Below are 24907 nucleotides of genomic sequence, written 5' to 3'. Positions count from 1 at the left end.
CCCCATGGCGCGTTATTTCATTGATCGACCCATCTTCGCGTGGGTCATCGCGATCATCATCATGCTGGCCGGTGCGCTGGCGGTGGTGAAGCTCCCCGTCTCCATGTACCCGGAAGTGGCTCCGCCTGCGGTCGAAATCAGCGCCAGCTACCCGGGCGCGTCGGCCAAGGTGGTCGAAGACTCGGTGACCCAGATCATCGAGCAGAACATGAAGGGCATCGATGGCCTGATCTACTTCTCCTCCAACAGCTCGGCCAATGGCCAGGCCACCATCACCCTGACCTTCGAAAGCGGAACCAACCCCGACATCGCCCAGGTGCAGGTGCAGAACAAGCTGCAGCTGGCCATGCCGCTGCTGCCGCAGGAAGTACAGCGGCAGGGCATCAACGTGGCCAAGTCCAGCAGCGGCTTCCTGCAGGTCATCGGCTTCGTCTCCAACGACGGCAGCATGGACGCCACCGACATTTCCGACTACGTCGGCTCCAATGTGGTGGACCCGCTCAGCCGCGTGCCCGGGGTGGGCAACATCCAGGTGTTCGGTGGCAAGTACGCCATGCGTATCTGGCTGGATCCCAACAAGCTGCACACCTACCGGCTGTCGGTGGACGAGGTGACCGCTGCGATCACCGCACAGAACGCGCAGGTGGCCATCGGCCAGCTGGGCGGTGCGCCGTCGATCAAGGGCCAGCAGCTCAACGCCACGATCAACGCGCAGGACCGCCTGCAGACCCCCGAGCAGTTCCGCAACATCCTGGTGCGCGGCGGCACCGACGGCAGCGAGCTGCGGCTCGGCGACGTGGCCCGGGTCGAACTGGGTGCGGAAAGCTATGACTTCGTCACCCGCTACAACGGCAAGCCCTCGTCGGGCATCGCCATCACCCTGGCCACCGGCGCCAATGCGCTGGACACCGCCAACGGCGTGCGCGCCGCACTCGATGACCTGAAGCAGAACTTCCCCGCCGGCCTGGAATCGGTGGTCCCCTACGACACCACGCCGTTCGTGCAGGTGTCGATCAAGGGCGTGATCAAGACCCTGATCGAAGCGATCGTGCTGGTGTTCGTGGTGATGTACCTGTTCCTGCAGAACTTCCGCGCCACCCTGATCCCCACCATCGCGGTGCCGGTGGTGCTGCTGGGCACGTTCGGCATCCTGGCCGCGCTGGGCTTCTCGATCAACATGCTGACCATGTTCGCGATGGTGCTGGCGATCGGCCTGCTGGTGGACGATGCCATCGTGGTGGTGGAGAACGTCGAACGGATCATGTCCGAGGAAGGCCTCTCGCCACTGGAAGCGACCCGTAAATCGATGGGCCAGATCACCGGCGCACTGGTCGGCATCGGCCTGGTGCTGTCGGCGGTGTTCGTGCCCATGGCGTTCATGAGCGGCTCCACCGGCGTGATCTACCGGCAGTTCTCGGCCACCATCGTCTCCGCCATGGCGTTGTCGGTACTGGTCGCGATCGTGCTGACCCCGGCGCTGTGCGCCACCATGCTCAAGCCGCTGAAGAAGGGCGAACACCACGTCGCGCACAAGGGCTGGGCCGGCCGCTTCTTCGGCGGCTTCAACCGCGGCTTCGACCGTTCCAGCGAAACCTACCAGCGCGGGGTCAAGGGCATCCTGGCGCGGCCGTGGCGCTTCATGGCGATCTTCGCCGCGCTGGTGGTGGTGATGGGCCTGCTGTTCGCCCGCCTGCCCAGCTCGTTCCTGCCCAATGAAGACCAGGGCATCCTGATGGCGCTGGTGCAGACGCCGGTCGGCGCCACCCAGGAACGCACCCTGGAGGCGATGTACAAGCTGGAAGACCACTTCCTGAAGAACGAGACCGAGGCGGTGGAGTCGGTGTTCTCGGTGCAGGGCTTCAGCTTCGCCGGCATGGGCCAGAACGCGGGCATGGCGTTCATCAAACTCAAGGACTGGAAGGAGCGTGACGCCGACCAGGGCGTGGGTCCGATCACCGGGCGCGCGATGGGCGCGCTGGGCCAGATCAAGGACGCCTTCATCTTCGCCTTCCCGCCGCCGGCCATGCCGGAGCTGGGCATTGGTTCGGGCTACACCTTCTTCCTGAAGGACAACAGCGGCCAGGGCCACGAGGCCCTGCTCAACGCGCGCAACCAGCTGCTCGGCGGCGCCGGGCAGAGCAAGCTGCTGGCCAACGTGCGTCCGAACGGCCAGGAAGACACCCCGCAGCTGCGCATCGACGTGGACGTGGAAAAGGCCAATGCGCTGGGCCTGTCGACCAGCGCGATCAACAGCACCCTGGCCGCCGCGTGGGGCAGCAGCTACATCGATGACTTCATCGACCGTGGCCGGGTCAAGCGCGTATACGTGCAGTCCGATGCGCCGTTCCGCATGAACCCGGACGACTTCAACCTGTGGTCGGTGAAGAACAGCGCCGGTGAGATGGTGCCGTTCAGCGCCTTCGCGACCAAGCGCTGGGACTACGGCTCGCCGCGCCTGGAACGCTACAACGGCGTGTCGGCGATGGAAATCCAGGGTGAGCCTGCACCGGGCGTGGCCTCGGGCGATGCCATGGCCGAGATCGAGCGCATTGCCAGGGACCTGCCGCCGGGCTTCGAGATCGAATGGACGGCGCTGTCCTACCAGGAACGCCAGGCCGGTTCGCAGACGCCGCTGCTGTACACGCTGTCGCTGCTGATCGTGTTCCTGTGCCTGGCTGCGCTGTATGAAAGCTGGAGCGTGCCGACCTCGGTACTGCTGGTGGCGCCGCTGGGCATCCTCGGGGCCGTGCTGGCCAACAGCATGCGCGGCATGGAGCGCGACATCTACTTCCAGGTGGCGATGCTGACCACGGTGGGGCTGACCAGCAAGAACGCGATCCTGATCGTGGAGTTTGCCAAGGAGAACCTGGAGAAGGGTGCCAGCGTGCTGGAAGCCACCATGCACGCGGTGCGCGACCGCCTGCGGCCGATCATCATGACCTCGCTGGCCTTCGGCCTGGGCGTGTTGCCGCTGGCCATCGCCTCCGGTGCGGGTTCCGGTGCACAGCGCGCGATCGGCACCGGTGTGCTCGGCGGCATGATCGTCGGCACCCTGTTGGGCCTGTTCTTCATTCCGCTGTTCTTCGTAGTGGTGCAGCGCCTGTTCAACCGCAAGGCGACGGAGTCCACGCGATGAAAACCACGCATCTCTTCCTCTGTCTTTCCATGCTGCTGCTGTCCGGCTGCGGCACGCTGGAACCGCGCAGCACCGAGGTCGCTCCGGCGATCCCGGCCCAGTGGCCGGCCACGGCTTCCACCGCCGCGACGGTGGAGGTGGCCGACATCGGCTGGCGCGACTACTTCAACGACCCGCGCCTGCAGGCCGTGATCGCCCAGTCGCTGGACAACAACCGCGACCTGCGCGTGGCCGTGCTGAACGTGGACAAGGCGCGCGCCCAGTACCGCATCCAGCGTGCCGACCGCGTGCCTGCAGTGGGTGTGCAGGGGCAGATGACCCGCAGCGGGGGCGATGCCCCGGTCACCGAGCAGTTCAGCGCCAACCTGGGCGTGGTCGCATTCGAACTGGACCTGTTCGGCCGCGTGCGCAGCCTCAGCCAGGCCGCCCTGCAGCAGTACTTTGCCGAAGCCGCCAACCGGCGCAATGCGCAGCTGGCGCTGGTGGCCGAAGTGGCCAACGCCTGGCTGACCCTGGGCGCCGACCGCGAACAGCTGACGATCGCCCAGGCCACCCTGGACAGCTACGAGCACTCATTGCGTCTTGGCGAGGCGCGGTACCAGCTCGGCGGCGTGTCGGCGCTGGAGCTGAGCCAGACCCGCACCCTCGTGGAAACCGCGCGCACCGATGTCGCCCGTTTCCAGGGCCAGCTGGCGCAGGACCGCAACGCGCTGGTGCTGCTGGCCGGTGGCCCGGTGGACGATGCACTGCTGCCGGACGGCGAGGCCACCGACGTAGCGGCGGTACGCGCCCTGCCCGGCGGGGTGCCCGGTGAGGTGTTGCTGCGGCGGCCGGACGTGATGGCGGCCGAACACACGCTGCTGGCAGCCAACGCCAACATTGGCGCTGCGCGCGCGGCGTTCTTCCCGTCGATCAGCCTGACCGGCAGCGTCGGCTCGGCCTCCTCGGAGCTGTCCGGGCTGTTCGAGTCGGGGACGCGGGCGTGGAGCTTCATGCCGACGCTGAATGTGCCGATCTTCCAGGGCGGCAAGCTGCGCGCTGGACTGGGCGTGGCCACGGCCAACCGCGATATCGCCCTGGCCCAGTATGAGAAGGCGATCCAGTCCGGGTTCCGGGAAGCGGCCGACGCGCTGGCGCTCAACGACAGCCTGGACGCGCAGCTGGCGTCGCAGCGCGCGTTGGTGGCTGCCGCCGAGCAGGCGCAGCGCCTGTCCCAGGCGCGCCATGACGCCGGCCTGGACAGCTTCCTGACGCTGCTGGATGCACGCCGCACCGCGTACAGTGCACGGCAGTCGCTGGTGGCCACGCAGCTGGCGCAGCAGTCGAACCAGGTGGCGCTGTACAAGGTGCTGGGTGGCGGCTGGTACGAGCGCGGGGAGATGGCCGTCCGGTGATGGCATGCGTGTCCACGCGGTGCCGGAACCCGACGCGGCCGTCAGCGACCTGCGTTGCCGGCCCGCACCTTGTCCAGGGCGGTGCGCGCATCGCGCGCCATCTGCTCATACGTGCGGCGGATGTCTTCCAGCCGTTCTTCGTCGAGCTCCTCCAGGTCCAGCAGCTCGTTGTTGGCCTGGGCGGTCACCCGGATCAGCTCGTCCAGCTTGATCTGGATCGCGGCGGTATCGGCGTTCTGGCTGTGCTGGATCAGGAACACCATCAGGAAGGTAATGATGGTGGTGCCGGTGTTGATCACCAGCTGCCAGGTGTCGTTGAACTTGAATACGGGGCCGCTCAGGCCCCAGATCACCACGATGCAGAGCGCACCGAGGAAGGTCCACGGCGTGCCCGCCGCATAGGACGCCTTCTTGGCGACCAGGTTGAAAAGGCTGCGGAGTTTCATCTGCACCGGGACGAAATGGCGTTGGCCCATCATGGGCCGGGGCGGCGTGCAGGCGCCGTGCAGCCCTCCGGTATCCGCGACGCAATCGCTCAGGCGCGGGCGGTCAGGCGCGGGCGGGCATTCAGGTCGTGCCGGCTGGTCAGGTACACGTGCTCCCAGACCTGCTCGATGAACTCGCGGGTCTCGTCCTCGGTAAGGCGCGGCATGATCTGGAACTCGAACTGCTTCTGGAACCTCTCGTGACGCTCGAGGTCGCCCGCGTGCGGCTGCGAAATCAACGAGTCGCAGGCGAACTTGATCCACGGAACGTAGTGCCCGAATGACGTCAACTTCAGCTTTCCCTCGGCGTGCTGGGTTCGCCAGTAGCTGACCTCGGCGTCAACGTCGATCACGGCGGGAATGGACAGTGGTACAGAGGACATGGTCGCGTCGATTCACAGGGAAGAAGACACCGTGATCATGCGTAACATCCAGTGCATGGGGTGTCACGGCGGTGTGCAGCGGGCGTGCGTTTGGACCTTCGCACCTGAAGTGTTAATGACCGTGCCGCGTGCAGCACCCGCCCGCGGTGACGCGTTCAGCCCGCACCGTGCGCAGGCGCGCACGGTGCATTGCACTCACTCGCCGATGTCTTCGTTCCAGATCTCTGGATGCGCCGAGATGAATCCGCCCAGCAGCTCGATGCACTCCTGGTTCTGCATGTCGATCACCTGCACGCCGTTTTCGCGCAGCCAGTCGATGCCGCCGTGGAAGGTGACCGACTCGCCCACCACCACGGTGCCGATGTTGAACTGGCGCACCAGCCCGCTGCAGTACCAGCACGGGGCCAAGGTGGTCACCATGATGGTGTCCTGGTAGCGGCGCTGGCGGCCGGCCTTGCGGAAGGCGTCGGTTTCACCGTGCACCGAGGGGTCGCCTTCCTGCACGCGGCGGTTGTGGCCGCAGCCGAGCAGGCGGCCGTCGGCGTGGTACAGCGCCGCGCCAATGGGAATGCCGCCTTCGGCCAGGCCCTGGCGGGCTTCGGCGATCGCGGTTTCAAGCAGGGCGGCGTAGTCGGGGGTCGTGATCATGGGGAGTCCGTTCAACTGAAGGGGGCATCATAAGGTGCCGCAGGCAGGCAAGCGGTGCGATAATCGGGCCATGAGCGAATCCCCCTACAAAACCGGCACCACCCATTTCGGCTTCCGTGACGTTGCCGCCTCGGACAAGCAGAAGCTGGTGGGCGAAGTGTTCACTTCGGTCGCGCGCAATTACGACCTGATGAACGACCTGATGAGCCTGGGCATCCACCGGGCGTGGAAGCGTTACTACGTGGCTACCGCGCAGGTGAAGCCGGGCGACAGCGTGCTCGACCTGGCCGGCGGTACCGGCGATATCGCCGTCCTGCTCAAGGAACGGGTCGGCGAGGAGGGGACCGTGGTGGTCGGCGACATCAACGCGGGCATGCTCACCGTGGGCCGGGACCGCCTGACCAACCGCGGCGTGGTTGCCGGGCTGGATTTCGTGCAGCTCAACGCGGAAGCGCTGCCGTTCCCGGATGCCAGCTTCGACCTGGTCACCATCGCCTTCGGCCTGCGCAACGTGACCGACAAGGACGCGGCGCTGCGCGAGATGTACCGCGTCCTGAAGGTGGGCGGCCAGGCCCGGGTGCTGGAGTTCTCCGAAGTCACCGCGGACTGGTTCAAGCCGATCTACGATTTCCATTCGTTCAAGATCCTGCCGAAACTGGGCCAGCTGTTCGCCCGTGATGGCGCCAGCTACCAGTACCTGGCCGAGAGCATCCGTAAGCATCCGCCGCAGGAAGCCCTGAAGACCATGATGGGCGAGGCCGGCTTTGCCCGCTGCCACTACAAGAACCTGACCGGCGGGATCGTCTCGATCCATTCCGGCTACAAGGTGTAGAACGGGGCTCGGCGCTGCCGACGCTGCCCCGCTGCGGCGGGGCATTCCGTATTCAGCTTCCCGGAGGGGTAAACTGGCGGTTTCACCCTGATCGGTCCCGATTCATGCGATCCCCGTTCCTGCTGATTCCCCTGGCCGTCGCGCTTGCCGCCGGCTGCTCCAAAGAGCCCGCCGCCCCGACCCCGGCCCCCGCCGCCCAGCCGAGCGCCGCCAACGCCGTGAAAGCCGTCAATCGCAGCCACGATGAAAGTTCCTACGCCGAACCGGACAAGGTCGTCATCAAGGACCTGGCGCTGGACCTGAAGCTGGACTTCGACAACAGGCAGATCGGTGGCACCGCCACCTACGCCCTGGAGTGGAAGGACAAGGCCGCCAGACAGCTGGTGCTCGATACCCGCGAGCTGACCATCGAAAAGGTCGAATCCGTGTCCGCCGATGGCAAGACCGCGCCACTGCAGTTCGCGCTGGCGCCGGCCGACAAGGTGTTCGGCAGCAAGCTGACCATCGAGGCCCCGGAACAGCCGGGCAAGGTGCTGGTGACCTACCACACCGCGCCGACCGCGTCGGGCCTGCAGTGGCTGGAGCCGTCGATGACCGAGGGCAAGCAGCTGCCTTTCATGTTCAGCCAGTCGCAGGCGATCCACGCCCGTTCGTGGGTGCCGTTGCAGGACACGCCGAGCGTGCGCTTCACCTACAGCGCGCACGTAACCTCGCGCCCGGACGTGATGGTGCTGATGAGCGCCGACAACGACCCCAAGGCGGCGCGTGACGGCGACTACAGCTTCAAGATGCCGCAGCCGATTCCGTCCTACCTGCTGGCCATCGCTGCCGGTGACCTGGTGTTCGAACCGATCTCCGGACGTTCCGGCGTGTGGGCCGAGCCGAGCATGGTCGGCAAGGCCGCCAAGGAATTCGAAGACACCGAGAAGATGATCGGCGCCGCCGAGAAGCTGTACGGCGACTACCGTTGGGGCCGCTACGACATGCTGGTGCTGCCGCCGTCGTTCCCGTTCGGCGGCATGGAGAACCCGCGGCTGACTTTCGCCACCCCTACCGTGATCGTGGGCGACAAGTCGCTGGTCTCGCTGGTCGCCCATGAGCTGGCGCACAGCTGGTCGGGCAACCTGGTGACCAACTCCAGCTGGAAGGACATCTGGCTCAACGAAGGCTTCACCACCTACGTGCAGGGCCGCATCACCGAGGCGTTGTATGGCCAGGAAATGGCCGAGATGGAGCGCGAGATCGACCAGAACGACCTGCTGGCCGAGGTCAAGGACATGAGCCCGGCCGACCAGGCACTGGCCCTGCCGCCGCTGACCGAACGCGATCCGGACGAAGCGCTGAGCAACGTGGCCTACGTCAAGGGCTCGTGGTTCCTGCAGTTCCTGGAACAGCGCTTCGGCCGCGAGGTGTTCGATCCGTTCCTGCGCGGCTGGTTCGATGACCACGCCTTCCAGAGCGCCAACACCGACCAGTTCGTCGAGTACCTGAAGAAGAACCTGCTGTCGAAGAAGCCCGGTGCGGTCACCGACGCCGAGCTGAAGGCGTGGCTGGACGAGCCGGGCATTCCGGCGTTCGCGACCAAGGCGCGTTCGCGCAACTTCAGCATCGTCGACACCGCGCGTATCGCCTGGCAGGGCAGCGGCACCCTGCCGAACTCGCAGATCACCAATGAATGGGGCACCCAGGAATGGGTCCACTTCATCGATGGCCTGGGCAAGACCCTGCCGGTGGACAAGCTGGCAGCGCTGGACCGCGCCTACACGTTCACCGGCACCGCCAACGGTGAGATCGCCATGCGCTGGTACCCGCTGGCGATCCGCAGCGGCTATGCCGAAGCCAATGAAGCGGCCGGTGCCTTCATCGAGCGCGTGGGCCGCCGCAAGCTGATCCTGCCGATCTACGCCGAGCTGGTGAAGACCCCGGAAGGCCTGGCGTTTGCCAAGGCTGCTTTCGAGAAGGCCAAGCCCAGCTACCACCCGATCACCACCGCATCGGTGCAGGACATGCTGGACAAGGCGACTCCGGCCGCACCGTAACTGCGGTTGCAGTGCAGCCAGGCATGAGAAGCGGCGGGGGCGACCCCGCCGTTTTTTTTGCGTTTGCGCTACCGGTAAACTCGGCGTTGCACCCGAACCGGACGTCCCGCAATGAAACCACTGATCCTCGCCGCTGCCTGTGCGCTCGCCCTGGCTGCCTGCACCAACCCTGAGGAAGAACGCAAGGCGCAGGACGCTGCGGCTGCCGCCGCCAGGGCGCAGCAGGAAGAAAAGGCCGAAGGCGTGGCCAAGCAGTACGACATGGCCGTGGCCGCGCAGGATTGGGAACGCGCGCGCATCCATGGTGGGTCGCTGCTGGACCAGTACAAGGACACCGACGTGGCCGCGCGCATCGAGCCGGGCTACGCCGAGGTCAAGGCCAAGGCCGAAACCGCGCGTGAGCTGCGCCGCATGCAGGCCCTGTGGCAGTACAACCAGGTGCCGGTGGGCAGCAAGGGCGCCCAGGTGTCGGCCTCGATCTACAGCAAGGAGCGCGTGGACGTGGACGGCAGCGGCCCCAAGCCGGTGCAGCTGGTCTTCCGCGACCATCCCGAATGGAAGCGTCACGCCTACCTGGTGCTGCAGGCGGGTGATTTCCGCTGCCCGCAGTGCACGGTCAAGGTCACCGTGGACGACGGCAAGCCGATCAGCATGGCCGCCTGGCGCCCCAAGACCGACGAGGCCATCGCCATGTTCATCACCGACCAGAAGGCGCTGTGGAAGCTCGCACGCAAGGCCAGGTCGATCAGCATCGAGTTCCCGGTCAAGGCCGGCGGCACCCGCACCGCCGTCTTCGAAACCGGCGGCGTAGACGCCAGCCGCATGCCGAATTGGTGGAATTGATCGCCCGGTGACGCAGCGTGCCGACCAACGGTCGGCACCTACCGATATCGCACGCCCCGTACGAACCGATGTCCCACCCCGGTATCGCACGCCCCGTACGAACCGATGTCCCGCCCCGGTATCGCACGCCCCGTACGAACCGATGTCCCGCCCCGGTATCGCACGCCCCGTACGAACCGATGTCCCACCCCGATATCGCACGCCCCGTACGAGCCGATGTCCCGCCCCGGTATCGCACGTTCCATACGAACCGATGTCCCCCCGGTAGGTACCGACCGTTGGTCGGTACGGCAGGCGCCGGTAACCCCTCTGGGGTAACAGCCCCCTTCTGTTAAGGGGGCGCGCCGACAGGCGCGGGGATAGGAGACATGCCTCGGGGCCCGCCATTCGCACCGCGAATGGTGGGCGAGCAATTCAAACAGCAGATTCGGTTACGCCGAAAGGGCGTACCCGAACTGCTGTTTGAATTGCTCGTTGAACTCGTCAAAGGTGAACCGCTGGTTCTGCGTGCCCGGATGTTCCACCTTCAGCGCGCCCATCAGGTTGCCCATGCGGCCGATGGTCAGCCAGTCGTAGCCCTTCTCGATGCCGTAGATCAGACCCGCGCGGAACGCGTCGCCGCAGCCGGTCGGGTCGACCACGCGGCGCTCGTGTGCCGGCGGGATGTCGTAGGTCTTTTCCGGGGTGTGGATGACCGCGCCCTTCGGGCCGCGGGTGGTGATGTAGGCCTTGACCCGGCTCACGATCTCCTTTTCATCCCACCCGGTGCGTTCCTGCAGCAGGTTGGACTCGTAGTCGTTGACCACCACGTAGTCCGCCTGCTCAATGAAGGTGCGCAGCTCCGGGCCATTGAACAGCGGCATGGCCTGGCCCGGGTCGAAGATGAACGGCACGCCGGCCTCGAAGAACTCCTGCGAGTTCTGGATCATGCCCTCGCGGCCATCCGGACCGACCAGCCCCAGGGTCACGCCCGGCACGTCCTTCACATGATTCTCGTAGGACCGCATCATCGCGCCCGGATGGAAGGCGGTGATCTGGTTGTTGTCGTGGTCGGTGGTGATGAACGCCTGCGGGGTGAACAGCTCGTCGATCACCTTGATCCGGCTCAGGTCGATGCCCAGGCCCTGGAAATACTCGCGGTACGGGCCGAAGTCGGACCCCACCGTGCCCATCGGGATCGGCTCGCCGCCCAGCAGGTGCAGGTTGTAGGCGATGTTGCCCGCGCAGCCCCCGAACTCGCGGCGCATGCGCGGCACCAGGAACGAGACGTTCAGGATGTGCACCTTGTCCGGCAGGATGTGATTCTTGAACTGGTCCGGGAACACCATGATGGTGTCGAAGGCAAGAGAACCACAGATCAAAGCGGACATCGATTAAGGCCTATGCGAATGGGGTTTGAGGCCCGGCGGGCGGGCAACGAAACGGCGCCATGAGGCGCCCAATGGCGCAAAGGTTAACGGGTGCGGCGCCGCAGGGCCAGAACCCCGGCTGTCCGGATCCGGCTGAATGGCCGCCAAGGCTGGCGTTGGGGCAGATTTCTCCTTGCTCGCGCACAGGGGGATTGCTAGGCTTGTCGACCTCGAATTCTGCCCAATTTTTCGCCATCCGGCGCTGGGCGCGGCACCCCTCAGGATCAACTCCCAGATGTTCAAGAAACTGCGTGGCATGTTCTCCAATGACCTGTCCATCGACCTGGGCACGGCCAATACCCTCATCTACGTGCGCGGGCAGGGGATCGTGCTGAACGAACCGTCGGTCGTGGCCGTACGCCAGGACCGTGCCATCGGCGGTACCCGTTCGGTGGCCGCCGTCGGCGCCGAGGCCAAGCAGATGCTCGGTCGTACCCCGGGCCATATCACCACCATCCGCCCGATGAAAGACGGCGTCATCGCCGATTTCACCTACACCGAGGCGATGCTCAAGCACTTCATCAAGAAGGTGCACAAGTCGCGCTTCCTGCGCCCGAGCCCGCGCGTGCTGGTCTGCGTGCCGGCCGGTTCGACCCAAGTCGAGCGCCGCGCCATCAAGGAATCGGCTGAAGAGGCCGGCGCGCGTGACGTGTTCCTGATCGAAGAACCGATGGCCGCCGCGATCGGCGCCGGCATGCCGGTCACCGAAGCGCGCGGCTCGATGGTCATCGACATCGGCGGCGGCACCACCGAAGTGGCGGTGATCTCGCTCAACGGCATCGTGTATTCGGCCTCGGTGCGTATCGGCGGCGACCGTTTCGACGAGTCGATCACCAACTACGTGCGACGCAACCACGGCATGCTGATCGGTGAAGCCACCGCTGAGCGGATCAAGGTCGAGCTGGGCTGCGCCTACCCGCAGGCGGAAGTGATCGAGATGGAAATCTCCGGCAGGAACCTCGCCGAGGGCGTGCCGAAGATGATCAAGATCAACTCCAATGAAGTGCTGGAAGCCCTGCACGAGCCGCTGTCGGGCATCGTCAGCGCGGTCAAGCTGGCGCTGGAGCAGACCCCGCCGGAGCTGTGCGCCGACGTCGCCGAGCGCGGCATCGTGCTGACCGGCGGTGGCGCCCTGCTGCGCGACCTGGACCGCCTGATTTCCGAGGAAACCGGCCTGCACGTGCAGGTGGCCGATGATCCGTTGACCTGTGTGGCCCGTGGCGGCGGCCGTGCCCTGGAGCTGGTCGACATGCACGGCAACGAGTTCTTTGCGCCGGAGTAAGTCGTACCGTCGCTGTTTCGTGGACGCGCCCCTGCGGCGTGATGCCCGCCGCGTGCCCCGCCACGCCGGGCATCGCAGCGCCGGGGCGTTGTCGCATCCCCGTACCGCGGGGCTCTGCCCTGTCGTACTCCGCCCCTTGATCAGTCGAACCTCCTCGTGCCGCCCTACGCCGGTCCACCCGTAGCCTCCCGCCAGGGCGATGCCAGCAGCCCGCTGCGGCTGCTTGCCTACCTGGCCCTGGCCATCACCCTGATCGTGCTCGACGACCAGGCCGGCTGGCTGGCGCGTGCCCGCGCCCAGGCCAACGTGCTGGTGCAGCCGGTGTGGGCGCTGGCCGGCCTGCCGGGGCGCCTGGGCAGCCAGGTCAAGGACAACGCGGCCAGCCATGGCCAGCTGGTCGAGGAGAACCGCGAGCTGCGCAACCAGCTGCTGATCGCCAATGCGCGGCTGACCCGCCTGCAGACCGCCGCGCTGGACAACGCGCAGCTGCGCGAACTGCTCAACGTCGCCGAGCGCAGCGGCCTGGACGTCCAACTGGCCCCGATCCTGGATATCGACCTGGACCCGGTGAAGCAGCGCCTGGTGCTGGCCGCCGGCAGCCGCGACGGCGTGCACATGGGCCAGGCGGTGATCGACGCCGGCGGGCTGATGGGGCAGGTGATCGCCACCACCGGCGGCACCGCCACCGTACTGCTGCTGACCGACCCGGACCACGCGGTGCCGGTCACCGTGGCCCGCAATGGCGTGCGCCTGATCGTGTACGGGCGCGGCGACACCCTGGAGCTGCGCGACATTCCGCTCAGCGCCGGTGTCGAGGTCGGTGATGAGATCGTCACCTCCGGCCTTGGTGGCCGTTTCCCGGCCGGCTTCCCGGTCGGCAGGATCACCGCACTGCGCCCCGACGACACCCACGCCTTCCTGGTCGGCCAGCTCGACCCGGCGGCCAAGCTCGACCGCGGCCGCGACGTCCTCCTGTTGAGGCCGGGCGCCGCAATCCGGATCCCGCCCAACCTCCACCTTTCAGAATCAGCGGGCGGACCGGCAGGGCCTGCACCTGAGGCGGCGACACCGGTAGCGCCGACTGTTAGTCGGCCCACGGAAACCGCGCCACAAGCGACCCAACCCGCACCCCAGCCACCTCCGACGGAACCCACCCGATGAGCCGCCTGCGCGACAAACCGTGGGTGCTGCCGGTCAGCATCGTGCTGGCGCTGCTGCTGGGCCTGCTGCCGTTGCCGGAACTGCTGCAGCCGCTGCGTCCCTACTGGCTGGCGCTGGTGCTGGCGTACTGGGTGATCGAAGCGCCGGACCGGGTCGGCCTGGGCGTGGCGTTCATCTGCGGCGTGATCGCCGACCTGCTGTATGGCGGCGTCCTGGGTGAACAGGCGCTGCGACTGGTCATGCTGACCTTCATCCTGCAGCGCTTCCGCGCGCGCATCCGCTTCTTCCCGATGTCCCAGCAGGTGCTGGCGATCGGCGGGCTGCTGTTCAACGACCGCATCGTCAGCGCGGTGGTCCATATCGCCGTTGGCGAACCGACCCTGCCGTGGTCGTACTGGTGGGCGCCGCTGCTGGGCATGGGCCTGTGGCCGCTGGTGTTCGTGCTGCTCGACGCGGTCCGCTTCGGACGTCGCGGGCGCTGACATGTACGTGCGCCGCCAGGCCAAGAATCCCCACGCCGAAGCCGAACAGTTCCGGCGCCGCGCCGCGCTGGGGTTCCTCGGCGTGCTGGTCTGCCTGCTCGGCCTGGGCGGCTGGTACTTCAAGCTGCAGGTGCTGGACCACGACATCTACGCTACGCGTTCGGAGGCCAACCGGATCAAGCCACGACCGGTGGTACCCGGACGCGGCATGATCTATGACCGCAACGGGCGCCTGCTGGCTGAAAACGTGCCTGCCTTCCGGCTGGACATTACCCCGGACAAGGTCAAGGACATGGACGCCACCCTGGCCGGGCTGGCGAAGATCCTCACCCTCAGCCCCGAAGACATCGAGACCTTCAACAAGTCGCGCAAGGCGCGCCGCAGCTTCCTGCCGGTAACGCTGAAACTGCGCGTGACCGATGAGGAAATGGCGCGCTTCGCGGTCGACCGCTGGCGCTATCCGGGCGTGGAGCTGGAACCGTACCTGACCCGCCGCTACCCCTACGGCGATCTGTTCGCGCACATCATCGGCTACGTCGGCCGGGTCGATGACAAGGACCTGGAGATGCTGGGCGAGGGCAATGCCGCGCTGACCCACATCGGCAAGTCCGGGCTGGAGCGCTATTACGAGACCCAGCTGCGCGGCAAGGTCGGCTACGAGCAGGTCGAAACCAACGTGCAGGGCCGCGCCATCCGCACCATCGGCCGGGTCCCTGCCCAGTCCGGCAGCGACCTGCGCCTGTCCATCGACGCCGACCTGCAGCGCGCCATGGTGGCCGCGTTCGGTGAGTTCGAAGGGTCGGCCGTGGCGATGGATCCGCGCACCGGCGAGGTGCTGGCCATGGTCAGCCTGCCATCGTACGACCCCAACCTGTTCGTCAACGGCATCTCGCACACCGACTTCAAGGCGCTCAACGACAACCCGTCGCGCCCGCAGTTCAACCGCCTGGTGCTGGGTGGGGTGGCGCCGGGTTCTACGATCAAGCCGCTGATCGGCCTGGCCGGACTGGACAGCGGCACCCGCCGCCCCGAAGACCGGATCTACTCCAGCGGCATGTTCTACCTGCCGGGCACCTCGCGCGGCTGGGGCGACGCCAACCGCAGCGGCCACGGCTGGACCGACCTGCGCAAGTCGATCACCCAGTCGGTCAACACCTATTACTACAAGCTCGCCCTGGACATGGGGATCGAGAAGTTCGATCACTACATGGGCTACTACGGCTTCGGCCAACCCACCGGCATCGACCTCACCGGCGAAATCGGCGGGATCCTGCCGTCGCCGCAGAACAAGGCGAAGGCGCGCAAGGAGCGCTGGTACCCGGGCGACACGGTCAACGTCAGCATCGGCCAGGGCGACTGGAAGGTGACCCCGCTGCAGCTGGTGCATGGCGTGGGCGGCATCGCCAATGGCCAGCTGCGCACCCCGCACCTGGTGATGCAGCAGCGCGAAGGCTTCGACGCCGACTGGGTGGCCACCCCGGCCGGTGCCAGCAAGCCGGTCAGCCCCAGCCCGGGCAACCTGCAGGCGGTGCGCGAAGGCATGATGGGCACCATGCGCCCTGGCGGCAGTGGCGCCCGCGCTGCGGCCGGCGCGCCCTACACGATTGCCGGCAAGACCGGTACCGCGCAGGTGATCAGCCGCCGCGGCACCGCCGCGGTGAATCCCAAGAGCCTTCCCATGCACCTGCGCCACCGCTCGTTGTTCGTCGGCTTTGCCCCGGCCGAAAATCCGGTGATTGCACTGGCCATTGCGGTCGAAGGCGGCGGCTACGGCGGTTCGGCGGCGGCACCGATCGCGCGCAAGCTGTTCGACGCCTGGCTGCTGGGCAAGATGCCCGATGGCATGGAGTCGCTGGACAGTGCGCGCGGTACCACCGCCATCGGCATCACCGCGTTCGAAGGCGACAGCACCGCGCGCGAGGCCGGCGACATCGCCGCCGCGGCGCTGGAGGGGGTGCCGGTGCAGGTCGGCCTGCCCGAACCGGTCCCGGCGCCCGTCCCCGTGCCCGGCACGCCCCCGGCCCCTGCTGCTGCCCCCCCGACGCCACCGGAGCGCGGCCGATGAAGGTGTTCCTGCGCTGGGCGACCGACATGGTCGTCCGCTTCTGCAGCACCCTGGACTGGGTGCTGTGCCTGGCCCTGGGCGCGCTGATGCTGATCGGCCTGTCGGTGCTCAAGAGCGCCGGCGGCGACGGCCTGGTGTACGCACAGGCGGCACGCTTTGCGGTGGGCCTTGCCGCGCTGTGGATGATTTCGCGGGTGTCGATCCTGCGCATCCGCTCGGCCACGCCCCTGATCTATGCGATCTCGATGATTCCACTGCTGGCCGTGTTCGTGCTGGGTACCGGCAAGTACGGCCGCCAGTGGCTGGACCTGAAACTGTTCTACCTGCAGCCGGCCGAGCTGCTCAAGGTGAGCCTGCCGATGATGGTGGCCTGGTACCTGCACCGCATGCCGCTGCCGCCCCGGTTCACGACCGTGCTGGTCAGTGCGGTGATCATCGGCGTGCCGACCGGGCTGGTGATGCTGCAGCCGGACTTCGGGACCGGCGTGCTGATCGCCGCCAGCGGCGCCTTCGTTCTGTTGCTGGCCGGCCTGCCGTGGTGGTGGGTGGGCGTGGCGGTGGGCGGGGTGGCAGCGGCGGCTCCGGTGGCCTGGATGTGGCTGCTGCGGCCGTACCAGAAGGACCGCATCATGATGTTCCTGGACCCGGAAAGCGATGCGCTCGGCGCGGGCTGGAACATCATCCAATCCAAGATCGCGATCGGTTCCGGCGGCCTGGATGGCAAGGGCTGGGGCCAGGGCTCGCAGTCGCACCTGAACTTCATTCCCGAACAGACCACCGACTTCGCCTTCTCCGTGCTCAGCGAAGAGTTTGGATGGATCGGCGTGGCCATCGTCCTGGCGTTGTACCTGGTGGTCATCGGGCGCTGCCTGTGGATCGCATCGCAGTCGCGCGACTCCTATTCCCGCCTGCTGGCCGGGGCCACCGGCCTGGCCTTCTTCGTCTACGTGCTGGTCAACGGCGGCATGATCTCCGGCCTGCTGCCGGTGGTGGGCGTACCCATGCCGCTGATCAGCTACGGCGGGACCTCGGCGGTGTCGTTGCTGGCCGGGTTCGGCCTGGTCATGGCCGCGCGCAGCCACAATCCGGTGCACGGCGGCTACAGCTGACGCGGCGGCAAACCGACGCGACCCCTTATGTATAGTCAAAACAACGGCAACCTGAGCGCCGTGTTTTGCGCAATCGGGGCTTTGGAACGATATGAATATGCCGAAACCGGCAGCGCTGGTGCGGGCCGCGTCAACATGTCGGCAACAAAATGAGATGTTGCTCACAGAACTGAATGCGCTTGATCACGATCAATGGACTTGTCGTAAACGGCCTGCACAATGGCGGCCCGCAGCAGCTGCGCAGTCAGCCAAGTGACGCGTCCGAGCGCTGCGGGACGTAGTTGACCTGACGGGTACAGGGGGTGCGACGTTGCGCTGGGGAGTAGCGCGTCGCGCTGGTATCGACCTGGTCGGTAATGCCGGTCGCGCCCATGGGGATGGGGGCGCGACCGGCCATACCTTGACCGGGGATTTACACGTCGTCTTAACGAACGGGTTCCTGTCTACGCAAATCGTTGGGATTCATGGTGTTAGGGGTTTTATTTCATCTTTGACCTGCTAACCTGCGGCGATGATTCGACGCACTTTGGCCTGCATGCTTACGCTCGGTTTGGTTGCCTGCGCGACCCAGCCGCATTCCCCGTCACCGCCGCCGCAGGCGTCGGGTGCGCCCAACAAACCCGGGGCCGCGCACAAGGGGCCGGCCGAGGCCGCGCCCGAAGCCGCCGCCGCCACCGCGCCGCCGGTCGACCTGACCCCGGTGCCGTTCGAGATCGCCCGGGCCAACTTCGTACGCGATACCGCCGCACGCTATGGCATCCCGGCCGCGCAGATCGACGCCACCCTGGCCCAGGCACAGGTGCGCGACCCGATCATCGCGGCCATGTCGCGCCCGGCAGAGCGGGTCAAGCCGTGGAACGAGTACCGGCCGATGTTCATCAGCCAGGCGCGGATCGACGGCGGCAGGAAATTCCTGGCCCAGCACCGCGACGAACTGATGCGGGTGCAGGAACGTACCGGTGTACCGGCCGAAGTGATCGTGGCGATCATCGGCGTTGAAACCAGTTACGGGGCCAACACCGGCAGCTACCGGGTACTCGATGCGCTGTACACCCTGGCGTTCAACTATCCGCGCAGCGGCGACCCGGCCAAACTGGAACGCGAAGTACGCCGTGAACTCTATTTCCGCGATGAACTGGCGCGCCTGTTCGCGCTGAGCCGTGACGAAAAGCTGGACATCCTGGCGATCAAGGGCAGCTACGCCGGCGCCATGGGCATGGGCCAGTTCATGCCCTCCAGCTATCTGGATTTCGCCGTGGACGGCAACGGCGATGGTCGCCGCGACCTGTTCAACAGCTACGACGACGTGTTTTCCTCGATCGCCAATTACTTCGTCAGGAAGGGCGGCTGGGTGCGCGGCGGCCCGGTCGCCGTGCCGGCCACCCTGGCTGCCGGACGGACCCCGTTCGATCCTGTCGACTGGACCCCGACCTGGACGTTGCCCGACCTGGCCCAGCGCGGTTACCAGCCCAGCGAACCGGTTCCCGTCGGGTTGACGGCGACCCCGATCACGCTGGAAGGCAGCGCCGGCAAGCAGTACTGGCTGGGCTTCCAGAACTACTACGCGATCACCCGTTACAACCTTTCCAAAATGTATGCGATGGCCGTGTACCAGCTGTCCCAGGCCATCGCCGGACAGGAGCTGCCGCCGGCATGAACGCATTCGCACACTGCAGATGGCTGGTTCCCGGCCTGATGATCCTGGCGCTGGCCGCCTGCAGCAGTGCGCCCAGCAAGCCGCCCACCGCCAGCGCGGGCGCGGGCAAGCCCGGGGGCACGCTGGTGCAGCGCCCGGGCAAGGGCGCGCGGCCTGCGCATTGTCCGGAGGGCTCGCCGTACAAGGCCGCCACCGAAGACCCCAGCACGCGCGGGGACTATCGCGCGGGCGGGCTGTACAAGCCCGGGGTCAACGACAGTACGCCCACCTACATTCCCAACGTGGCCTGCATTCCCGAACCGGAGGTGGTGGACCTGCCGCGTTCGCCGGTGGGCAACAAGACGCCCTATGCGGTGCTGGGCAAGCAGTACCAGGTCATGGACAGCACCCGCGGTTATGCCGAGAAGGGCACCGCGTCGTATTACGGCGCGAAGTTCCACGGCCGCCTCACCTCCAACCGCGAGGTGTACGACATGTACGCCTTCACTGCCGCACACAAGACCCTGCCGTTGCCGAGCTTCGCGCGGGTAACCAACCTGGACAACGGCGAGTCGGTGATCGTTCGGGTCAACGACCGCGGACCCTTCCACGACGGCCGCGTGGTCGACCTCAGCTACGCCGCCGCGGTGCGCCTGGGCATCACCCAGCGCGGCACCGGCAACGTGGAGGTGCGCGCGCTGCAGCCCGGCGATGACAACCTGCTGGCCGACAAGCCGTCGCGGCGCGAGCGCCGCGCGGCGGCCACGGCCGCAGCGGTCGTGGCCGCCACGCCCCCGCCCCCGCGCAGCGCCAGCGAGATGGACCGCCTGGTGGGCGCGCTGCCGCCCAGCCCTGCGGCCGCGCGACCCGCCGCGACCCAGGCTGCCTCGCTGGAGACCGGCCCGGTCACCGTGAGCAGCTTGCCGCCGACAGCGCCGGTGGCCGCCGCGCGTCCACTGCCGGCGGCCGTTGCCGCGCCGTCGCTGCAGCAGCAGGTCGGCAACGTGCTGCTGCAGGTGGCCAGTTTTGCCAGTCGCGAAAACGCCACCAAGGCGCTGGGCCAGCTGTCCTCGGCGGGCATCGTGGGGGCCAGCATCAGCGACATCGTGAGCGGGGGCCGCACGTTGTGGCGCCTGCGCGTGCCGGCGACCGACCATGCCACGGCGTCGGAACTTGCCGGCCGCATTGCCGGTCTGGGATTCGGTGCGCCACAGATAGTCAAAGAGTAAACGGCCTACAATGGCCCACCCCTGTACCCCCCTTGGCGCCTTCCTGGAGCTTGCTGTCCGATGAAATTCCGCTTTGCCGCTGCTGCCCTGGCCACGACGTTGTTCGTGGGCATGGTCTCCGCCCAGACCCCCTTGCCGACCCCGGCCCCGGCCCCCGCGCCCGCCGCGGCTCCGACTGCCGTGGCGACGCCGCCGGCGCCCAAGCCCAGCGTGGCCAAGGCCTGGATCCTGATGGACTACGCCACCGGCCAGGTGCTGGCGGGCGAGAACATCAATGAACAGCTGGCGCCGGCCAGCATCACCAAGGTGATGACCTCCTACGTGGTCGCCGCCGAAGTGAAGAACGGCAAGGTCCGCACCGACGACCAGGTGATGATGAGCGAGCGCGCCTGGCGCGAAGGCGGCGCCGGCACCGACGGCAGCTACAGCGGCTTCCCGGTCAACCAGACCGCACGCCTGGAAGACATGGAAAAGGGCATGGCGATCCAGTCGGGCAACGACGCGGCGATCGCGCTGGCCGAACACGTGGCCGGCAGCGAAGAGGCGTTCGCTTCGCTGATGAACAGCTACGCCGCCAAGATCGGCATGAAGGATTCGCACTTCGTCAACGCCCACGGCCTGAGCGCCGAAGGCCACCACACCACCGCCTACGATTTGGCACTGCTGGGCCGTGCGTTCGTGCGTGACTACCCGGAAACCTACGCCTACAACAAGGTGAAGGAATTCACCGTCGGCAACATCACCCAGCCCAACCGCAACCTGCTGCTGTGGCGCGACCAGAGCGTGGACGGCATCAAGACCGGTCACACCTCCGAAGCGGGCTACTGCCTGATGAGCTCGGCCCAGCGTGGCGACCAGCGCCTGATCGCGGTGGTGCTGGGCGGCGCCTCGGAGAAGCAGCGCGCCGATGACAGCCTGGCGCTGCTCAACTGGGGCTTCCGCTTCTTCGAAACCCATCGCATGTACGAGCCGGGCAAGGCCGTGGCCGAACACAAGGTGTGGAAGGGCAAGGCCGATACCCTGCAGCTGGGCGTGGCCCAGCCACTGCTGGTGAGCGTGCCGCGGGGCCGTTACAACGACCTCAAGCCGAGCATCGACGTGCCCAAGACCCTGGAAGCCCCGTTCACCGCAGGCCAGCAGGTCGGTACGCTGAAGGTCACCCTGGATGGCAAGGTGGTGGCGCAGGCCCCGCTGGTGGCAGTGGCCGCGGTGGAAGAAGCCGGCTTCTTCAAGCGCCTGTGGGACAGCTTCTGGATGTGGTGGGAATCGGAATAACGGTTCCCTGGTTCGTCCTGGAAATGCAAAAAAAAGACCGGCTCGCGCCGGTCTTTTTTCTTTTCGGTGTGCCCACCAACGGTGGGCACCTACCCGCAGATCGCTATAGCGATCTGCTGATCGTGAACGACCCGTAGATCGGCGACTGGTCCTGCAGGTCGAACTCGCGGGTGCTGTGGTAACGGGCGAGGGCGAACTTCCAGCGGTTGTACATCACCGCCAGGCCGTAGCCGCCCTGGGCGACCCAGTTGCGCTTGTCCACGCTGTGGCTGTTGCGGAAGGTGTTGCCATCCAGGGTGATGTCGCGGATTACCCAGGCCGCGTCGGTGGTGGCGAACAGGTGGAACGACCAGCCGGTCGGCTTGCCACCGCGGGTGGGCGCGGTGTTTTCGCCGGCCGGGCGCAGCGGCGTGCTGCCGAAGTCGTCCGGCAGCTTCCAGCCCACGCGGACTTCGCCGCCGGCATTGAGGTGGGTAGCCAGGTTGCCGACCGCGCCGCCGTAATGGCTGATCGCATCCCAGCCCCAGCCGGCCAGGTTGTCTTCGGCATCGCCCCAGCGGTGCATGCGCTCGTGGGTGAGCATGACCACCGGCTCGTTGTGCAGCTGGTTGTCCCAGCCCTGGAATTTCTCATCGCCCAGCAGGTCGTGCACGGCATCCTGGACTTCCTTGCCCAGTGCCCATGGCCCGACCACGCCCAGGGTCAGCTGGGTGGTCTGCAGGTAGTCGCCACGGCGGGCGTTGTAGCCGAAGCTGCCCACCAGCACGCCGGCGTAGGGCCGGTCGTCCTCGATCACGTCGCGACGGGTGAAGTCCTTGGGGGTATAGATCTGCTGGGCGAAGCTGAACAGCATGTTCTGCTGCTCGAATTCGCCAGGTGCCAAGCGCTCGAGGTGGCGGTTCACCCAGCGCGCCAGGCGCGGCAGGCAGGGGTCGTCGGTGTAGTCGACCAGGTTGGGCGAGACCAGGGTGATCTGGGCGCCGTTGGTGTAGCCCTGGTCCTGGTCGGCGCCACCGAACAGATCGTTGTCGACGCGGAAATTGACCTGGGGCGGGTGCTCGCGCATGGCGTCGGGCCCGCATTGGTCGGCTGCCTGTACCGCAGGGGCGGCAGCTGCAAGGACGCCGGCAAGAGCGGCCGGCAACGCGTATCGCTTCAGAAGCATAAGGTTCCCGCTGATGGTTTATTCATTTTTAAGCGGGAGCAGGGTATGCAGGGCGTGATGCCCTGACCAGCGCCGCGCACGCACTGGTGCGTCTTGTTCGTGAAGACCGATTTTCACGTAGCGTTGGGCGCCGCTGTGGCCACGTTCGCGCAGCGCTTGGGTTCAGGCGCATCCGTCCCCATAATCGCGGACATGGAAATCAAGTCTGACAATCCCGATCACGGCTTCCAGTTCCCCGGTCAGTTCGAGCTCAGTGCCATGGGCCCGGCAAACATCGGTCTGGAGCACGAACTTCCGCACCTTCTGCAGCAGAAGGGCATCCAGGTGCTCAAAGAGCGCATCACCTGGAAGACCTCGTCCAACAGCAAGTATGTGGCGGTCAAGCTGGTCTTCATGGCCGAAAGCCGCGAACAGCTCGACCTCGCCCATGCGGCGTTGCGCGACCACCCGGAAGTGAAGTGGACGCTGTAACCCAATGCGAAACCCAGGCTGCTCCGGGCCAGCGCCCGGCGCAGCCGGCCATCGTGCGCGACCTCGGGCGCCAGCCCTACGCGCCGGTGTGGCATGCAATGCAGCGTTTCACTGATGCGCGTACGGACGACACCGCGGACGAACTGTGGGTGGTCGAGCACGATCCGGTGTTCACCCTGGGCCAGGCCGGCAAGGACGAGCATGTGCTGGCGCCGGGCGACATCCCCGTACTGCACGTGGACCGTGGCGGCCAGGTGACCTACCACGGGCCCGGCCAGATCGTGGTGTATCCGCTGCTGCAGCTGCGTCGGCTGGGGATCGGGGTGCGCGATTACGTGTGCCGGATCGAGCAGGCCATCATCGACACGCTGGACGAATGGAATATCGGCGCTGAACGGCGCGATGGCGCGCCCGGGGTGTACGTGGGCGGGGCCAAGGTCGCCGCGCTCGGCATCCGCGTGCGCCGGGGCTGCACGTTCCATGGCCTGGCGTTCAACGTGGCGATGGACCTGGAGCCGTTCCACCGCATCAATCCCTGTGGCTACCAAGGGCTGCAGGTCACCTCGGTGGTAGACTTGGGGGGACCGTCCGGCATGGCGGCCGTCACGCCGGTACTGCTGGGCCATCTGGCCCGCCAGTTCGGGTTGGACCTCCAGCCTGCCACGGACCTGCCCGATCTGACTGACGCGGCCTGAGCGCCGCCGACCAAGGCCATGACTGAAACCACCGCTCGCATCATTCCCCTGCAGGTCGTGCAGGGCGACACGCCGTCCGCCGCGCCGTTGCAGGCGGGGGTCAAACAGCTGGGCGGTGACAAGATCGGCCGCTCGCCGGTGCAGTTCGCCGACGCGCCGGTGCTGCGCAAGCCGTCGTGGATCCGGGTGCGGATTCCGTCGGGCAACGCGGTGCAGACGCTGAAGGCCAAGCTGCGCGAGAACCGCCTGGTGACCGTGTGCGAGGAAGCCAGCTGCCCGAACATCCACGAGTGCTTCAGCCACGGCACCGCCACCTTCATGATCCTGGGCGAGGTCTGCACCCGGCGCTGCTCGTTCTGCGATGTGGCCCACGGCCGGCCGAAGCCGCCGGACGCGGGTGAGCCGGCCAGCCTGGCCCAGACGGTGGCCGACATGGGCCTGAAGTACGTGGTGGTGACCAGCGTGGACCGCGACGACCTGCGCGACGGCGGTGCCCAGCACTTCGCCGACTGCATCGGGGCGATCCGCGCCAAGTCGCCCAACACCCGCATCGAGGTGCTGACCCCGGACTTCCGTGGCAAGGGCCGCATGGAGCGGGCGCTGGACATCCTGGCGACCAACCCGCCGGACGTGTTCAACCACAACATCGAGACCGTGCCGGACCTGTACCGCAACGTGCGGCCGGGTGCCGATTACCAGTGGTCGCTGACCCTGCTGAAGAACTTCAAGGCGCAGCATCCGTCCATCGCCACCAAGTCCGGCATCATGCTGGGCCTGGGCGAGGACATGGACCAGGTGCGGGCGACCCTGCGCGACCTGCGCGCGCACGACGTGGACATGATCACCATCGGCCAGTACCTGCAGCCGACCGCGCACCACCACCCGGTGCTGCGCTACTGGACCCCCGAGGAATACAAGGAACTGGAGGTCTACGGCTACGAGCTCGGCTTCAGCCACGTGGCCTCCGGCCCGATGGTGCGCTCCTCGTACCACGCGGATGTGCAGGCAAAGGGAGCAGGCGTCGCCTGAGCCTTGGTTCTTCTCCCGTCTGATTGGAGCGTGCGCTTCCTTCAGACGCGGCTGCCGGTGGGGCGAGCGCGGGGCCGCCATGCCCTTGCCTGCGAATGTCCCCCGGCGTCGGCCTGCGGCCGCCCCCTCCTCCTTTACT

At 67.0% G+C, this 24907-nt stretch carries 21 protein-coding genes; 16 read left to right on the top strand and 5 right to left on the bottom strand.

Annotated elements, in window-relative coordinates:
* The first annotated feature begins 4 nt into the window (after positions 1-4).
* Both smeE and ACIGII_RS17780 read left to right on the top strand, forming a co-directional pair.
* Positions 5-3136 (top strand): multidrug efflux RND transporter permease subunit SmeE, encoded by a 3132-nt coding sequence (smeE, locus tag ACIGII_RS17785; RefSeq protein ID WP_399640693.1) that lies wholly within the window; start codon positions 5-7, stop codon positions 3134-3136.
* Entirely contained in the window at positions 3133-4530 is a 1398-nt protein-coding gene (locus tag ACIGII_RS17780) for an efflux transporter outer membrane subunit (RefSeq protein ID WP_399640691.1), read from the top strand. Before smeE ends, ACIGII_RS17780 begins: the two co-directional genes overlap by 4 nt.
* 41 nt (positions 4531-4571) lie before the next feature.
* On the opposite strand, the gene ACIGII_RS17775 is transcribed toward ACIGII_RS17780, so the two are convergent.
* From ACIGII_RS17775 to ACIGII_RS17765, 3 genes are all read right to left on the bottom strand, one after another.
* On the bottom strand, positions 4572-4976 hold the full coding sequence (locus ACIGII_RS17775) for a low affinity iron permease family protein (protein ID WP_399640688.1): 405 nt from the start codon (positions 4974-4976) through the stop codon (positions 4572-4574).
* Positions 4977-5065: 89 nt separating this feature from the next.
* Positions 5066-5398, bottom strand: coding sequence for a hypothetical protein (locus ACIGII_RS17770; protein WP_399640686.1), 333 nt, complete (start codon positions 5396-5398; stop codon positions 5066-5068).
* A gap of 195 nt (positions 5399-5593) precedes the next feature.
* Positions 5594-6046 (bottom strand): nucleoside deaminase, encoded by a 453-nt coding sequence (locus tag ACIGII_RS17765; protein ID WP_399640683.1) that lies wholly within the window; start codon positions 6044-6046, stop codon positions 5594-5596.
* 70 nt (positions 6047-6116) lie between these two features.
* On the opposite strand from ACIGII_RS17765, the gene ubiE reads away from it, so the two are divergent.
* The 3 genes from ubiE to ACIGII_RS17750 all read left to right on the top strand — a co-directional run bounded on the left by ubiE (position 6117) and on the right by ACIGII_RS17750 (position 9760).
* Entirely contained in the window at positions 6117-6878 is a 762-nt protein-coding gene (ubiE, locus tag ACIGII_RS17760) for a bifunctional demethylmenaquinone methyltransferase/2-methoxy-6-polyprenyl-1,4-benzoquinol methylase UbiE (protein ID WP_399640680.1), read from the top strand.
* Positions 6879-6982: 104 nt separating this feature from the next.
* Entirely contained in the window at positions 6983-8917 is a 1935-nt protein-coding gene (locus ACIGII_RS17755; RefSeq protein ID WP_399640677.1) for a M1 family metallopeptidase, read from the top strand.
* Between the two features lie 111 nt (positions 8918-9028).
* Entirely contained in the window at positions 9029-9760 is a 732-nt protein-coding gene (locus ACIGII_RS17750; protein WP_399640674.1) for a hypothetical protein, read from the top strand.
* 431 nt (positions 9761-10191) lie between these two features.
* Here ACIGII_RS17750 and ACIGII_RS17745 read toward each other — a convergent pair whose 3' ends face one another.
* On the bottom strand, positions 10192-11130 hold the full coding sequence (locus tag ACIGII_RS17745; protein ID WP_399640672.1) for a carbohydrate kinase family protein: 939 nt from the start codon (positions 11128-11130) through the stop codon (positions 10192-10194).
* A 274-nt stretch (positions 11131-11404) separates the two neighbouring features.
* On the opposite strand from ACIGII_RS17745, the gene ACIGII_RS17740 reads away from it, so the two are divergent.
* From ACIGII_RS17740 to ACIGII_RS17705, 8 genes are all read left to right on the top strand, one after another.
* Positions 11405-12451, top strand: a complete 1047-nt coding sequence (locus tag ACIGII_RS17740; RefSeq protein ID WP_038686189.1) for a rod shape-determining protein — start codon at positions 11405-11407, stop codon at positions 12449-12451.
* A 156-nt stretch (positions 12452-12607) separates the two neighbouring features.
* Positions 12608-13612 carry a rod shape-determining protein MreC gene (gene mreC, locus ACIGII_RS17735; RefSeq protein ID WP_399640670.1) on the top strand — a complete coding sequence of 335 codons (1005 nt, stop codon included), beginning with the start codon at positions 12608-12610 and terminating at the stop codon, positions 13610-13612.
* Positions 13609-14094 carry a rod shape-determining protein MreD gene (mreD, locus tag ACIGII_RS17730; protein ID WP_145479163.1) on the top strand — a complete coding sequence of 162 codons (486 nt, stop codon included), beginning with the start codon at positions 13609-13611 and terminating at the stop codon, positions 14092-14094. The genes mreC and mreD overlap by 4 nt, the downstream gene beginning before the upstream one ends.
* A gap of 1 nt (position 14095) precedes the next feature.
* Positions 14096-16159, top strand: coding sequence for a penicillin-binding protein 2 (gene mrdA / locus ACIGII_RS17725; RefSeq protein ID WP_399640666.1), 2064 nt, complete (start codon positions 14096-14098; stop codon positions 16157-16159).
* Complete coding sequence (gene rodA, locus ACIGII_RS17720; RefSeq protein WP_399640664.1) at positions 16156-17268, top strand: rod shape-determining protein RodA; 1113 nt, start codon at positions 16156-16158, stop codon at positions 17266-17268. The genes mrdA and rodA overlap by 4 nt, the downstream gene beginning before the upstream one ends.
* A 511-nt stretch (positions 17269-17779) precedes the next feature.
* Complete coding sequence (mltB, locus tag ACIGII_RS17715; RefSeq protein ID WP_399640662.1) at positions 17780-18925, top strand: lytic murein transglycosylase B; 1146 nt, start codon at positions 17780-17782, stop codon at positions 18923-18925.
* Positions 18922-20133 (top strand): septal ring lytic transglycosylase RlpA family protein, encoded by a 1212-nt coding sequence (locus ACIGII_RS17710; protein WP_399640659.1) that lies wholly within the window; start codon positions 18922-18924, stop codon positions 20131-20133. Before mltB ends, ACIGII_RS17710 begins: the two co-directional genes overlap by 4 nt.
* Positions 20134-20193: 60 nt before the next feature.
* Positions 20194-21408 carry a D-alanyl-D-alanine carboxypeptidase family protein gene (locus ACIGII_RS17705; RefSeq protein WP_399640656.1) on the top strand — a complete coding sequence of 405 codons (1215 nt, stop codon included), beginning with the start codon at positions 20194-20196 and terminating at the stop codon, positions 21406-21408.
* Between the two features lie 103 nt (positions 21409-21511).
* Here the strand turns inward: ACIGII_RS17705 and ACIGII_RS17700 are convergent, their stop codons facing one another.
* Positions 21512-22573, bottom strand: a complete 1062-nt coding sequence (locus ACIGII_RS17700) for a lipid A deacylase LpxR family protein (RefSeq protein WP_399640653.1) — start codon at positions 22571-22573, stop codon at positions 21512-21514.
* A gap of 192 nt (positions 22574-22765) precedes the next feature.
* Between ACIGII_RS17700 and ACIGII_RS17695 the strand changes: the two genes are divergently transcribed.
* From ACIGII_RS17695 to lipA, 3 genes are read left to right on the top strand one after another with little or no spacing between them, the layout of a single operon-like run.
* Positions 22766-23044, top strand: coding sequence for a DUF493 family protein (locus ACIGII_RS17695; protein WP_399640650.1), 279 nt, complete (start codon positions 22766-22768; stop codon positions 23042-23044).
* Positions 23032-23739 carry a lipoyl(octanoyl) transferase LipB gene (lipB, locus tag ACIGII_RS17690; protein ID WP_399640648.1) on the top strand — a complete coding sequence of 236 codons (708 nt, stop codon included), beginning with the start codon at positions 23032-23034 and terminating at the stop codon, positions 23737-23739. Before ACIGII_RS17695 ends, lipB begins: the two co-directional genes overlap by 13 nt.
* Before the next feature lie 18 nt (positions 23740-23757).
* Positions 23758-24768 carry a lipoyl synthase gene (lipA, locus tag ACIGII_RS17685; protein WP_399640645.1) on the top strand — a complete coding sequence of 337 codons (1011 nt, stop codon included), beginning with the start codon at positions 23758-23760 and terminating at the stop codon, positions 24766-24768.
* Positions 24769-24907: the final 139 nt, after the last annotated feature.

Origin of the sequence: Stenotrophomonas sp. NPDC077420, assembly GCF_044543385.1 — a bacterium.
Taxonomy (GTDB): Bacteria; Pseudomonadota; Gammaproteobacteria; order Xanthomonadales; family Xanthomonadaceae; genus Stenotrophomonas.
Note: the sequence above shows the minus strand (reverse complement) of the source record. Positions and strands in the feature narration are given on the sequence as shown.

What these genes read in the sequence shown, in the direction of transcription:
- smeE (WP_399640693.1), top strand. Translation starts at nt 5, where the DNA reads ATGGCGCGTTATTTCATTGATCGACCCATCTTCGCGTGGGTCATCGCG.
- ACIGII_RS17780 (WP_399640691.1), top strand. Translation starts at nt 3,133, where the DNA reads ATGAAAACCACGCATCTCTTCCTCTGTCTTTCCATGCTGCTGCTGTCC.
- ACIGII_RS17775 (WP_399640688.1), bottom strand. Translation starts at nt 4,976, where the DNA reads ATGAAACTCCGCAGCCTTTTCAACCTGGTCGCCAAGAAGGCGTCCTAT.
- ACIGII_RS17770 (WP_399640686.1), bottom strand. Translation starts at nt 5,398, where the DNA reads ATGTCCTCTGTACCACTGTCCATTCCCGCCGTGATCGACGTTGACGCC.
- ACIGII_RS17765 (WP_399640683.1), bottom strand. Translation starts at nt 6,046, where the DNA reads ATGATCACGACCCCCGACTACGCCGCCCTGCTTGAAACCGCGATCGCC.
- ubiE (WP_399640680.1), top strand. Translation starts at nt 6,117, where the DNA reads ATGAGCGAATCCCCCTACAAAACCGGCACCACCCATTTCGGCTTCCGT.
- ACIGII_RS17755 (WP_399640677.1), top strand. Translation starts at nt 6,983, where the DNA reads ATGCGATCCCCGTTCCTGCTGATTCCCCTGGCCGTCGCGCTTGCCGCC.
- ACIGII_RS17750 (WP_399640674.1), top strand. Translation starts at nt 9,029, where the DNA reads ATGAAACCACTGATCCTCGCCGCTGCCTGTGCGCTCGCCCTGGCTGCC.
- ACIGII_RS17745 (WP_399640672.1), bottom strand. Translation starts at nt 11,130, where the DNA reads ATGTCCGCTTTGATCTGTGGTTCTCTTGCCTTCGACACCATCATGGTG.
- ACIGII_RS17740 (WP_038686189.1), top strand. Translation starts at nt 11,405, where the DNA reads ATGTTCAAGAAACTGCGTGGCATGTTCTCCAATGACCTGTCCATCGAC.
- mreD (WP_145479163.1), top strand. Translation starts at nt 13,609, where the DNA reads ATGAGCCGCCTGCGCGACAAACCGTGGGTGCTGCCGGTCAGCATCGTG.
- mrdA (WP_399640666.1), top strand. Translation starts at nt 14,096, where the DNA reads ATGTACGTGCGCCGCCAGGCCAAGAATCCCCACGCCGAAGCCGAACAG.
- rodA (WP_399640664.1), top strand. Translation starts at nt 16,156, where the DNA reads ATGAAGGTGTTCCTGCGCTGGGCGACCGACATGGTCGTCCGCTTCTGC.
- mltB (WP_399640662.1), top strand. Translation starts at nt 17,780, where the DNA reads ATGATTCGACGCACTTTGGCCTGCATGCTTACGCTCGGTTTGGTTGCC.
- ACIGII_RS17710 (WP_399640659.1), top strand. Translation starts at nt 18,922, where the DNA reads ATGAACGCATTCGCACACTGCAGATGGCTGGTTCCCGGCCTGATGATC.
- ACIGII_RS17705 (WP_399640656.1), top strand. Translation starts at nt 20,194, where the DNA reads ATGAAATTCCGCTTTGCCGCTGCTGCCCTGGCCACGACGTTGTTCGTG.
- ACIGII_RS17700 (WP_399640653.1), bottom strand. Translation starts at nt 22,573, where the DNA reads ATGCTTCTGAAGCGATACGCGTTGCCGGCCGCTCTTGCCGGCGTCCTT.
- ACIGII_RS17695 (WP_399640650.1), top strand. Translation starts at nt 22,766, where the DNA reads ATGGAAATCAAGTCTGACAATCCCGATCACGGCTTCCAGTTCCCCGGT.
- lipA (WP_399640645.1), top strand. Translation starts at nt 23,758, where the DNA reads ATGACTGAAACCACCGCTCGCATCATTCCCCTGCAGGTCGTGCAGGGC.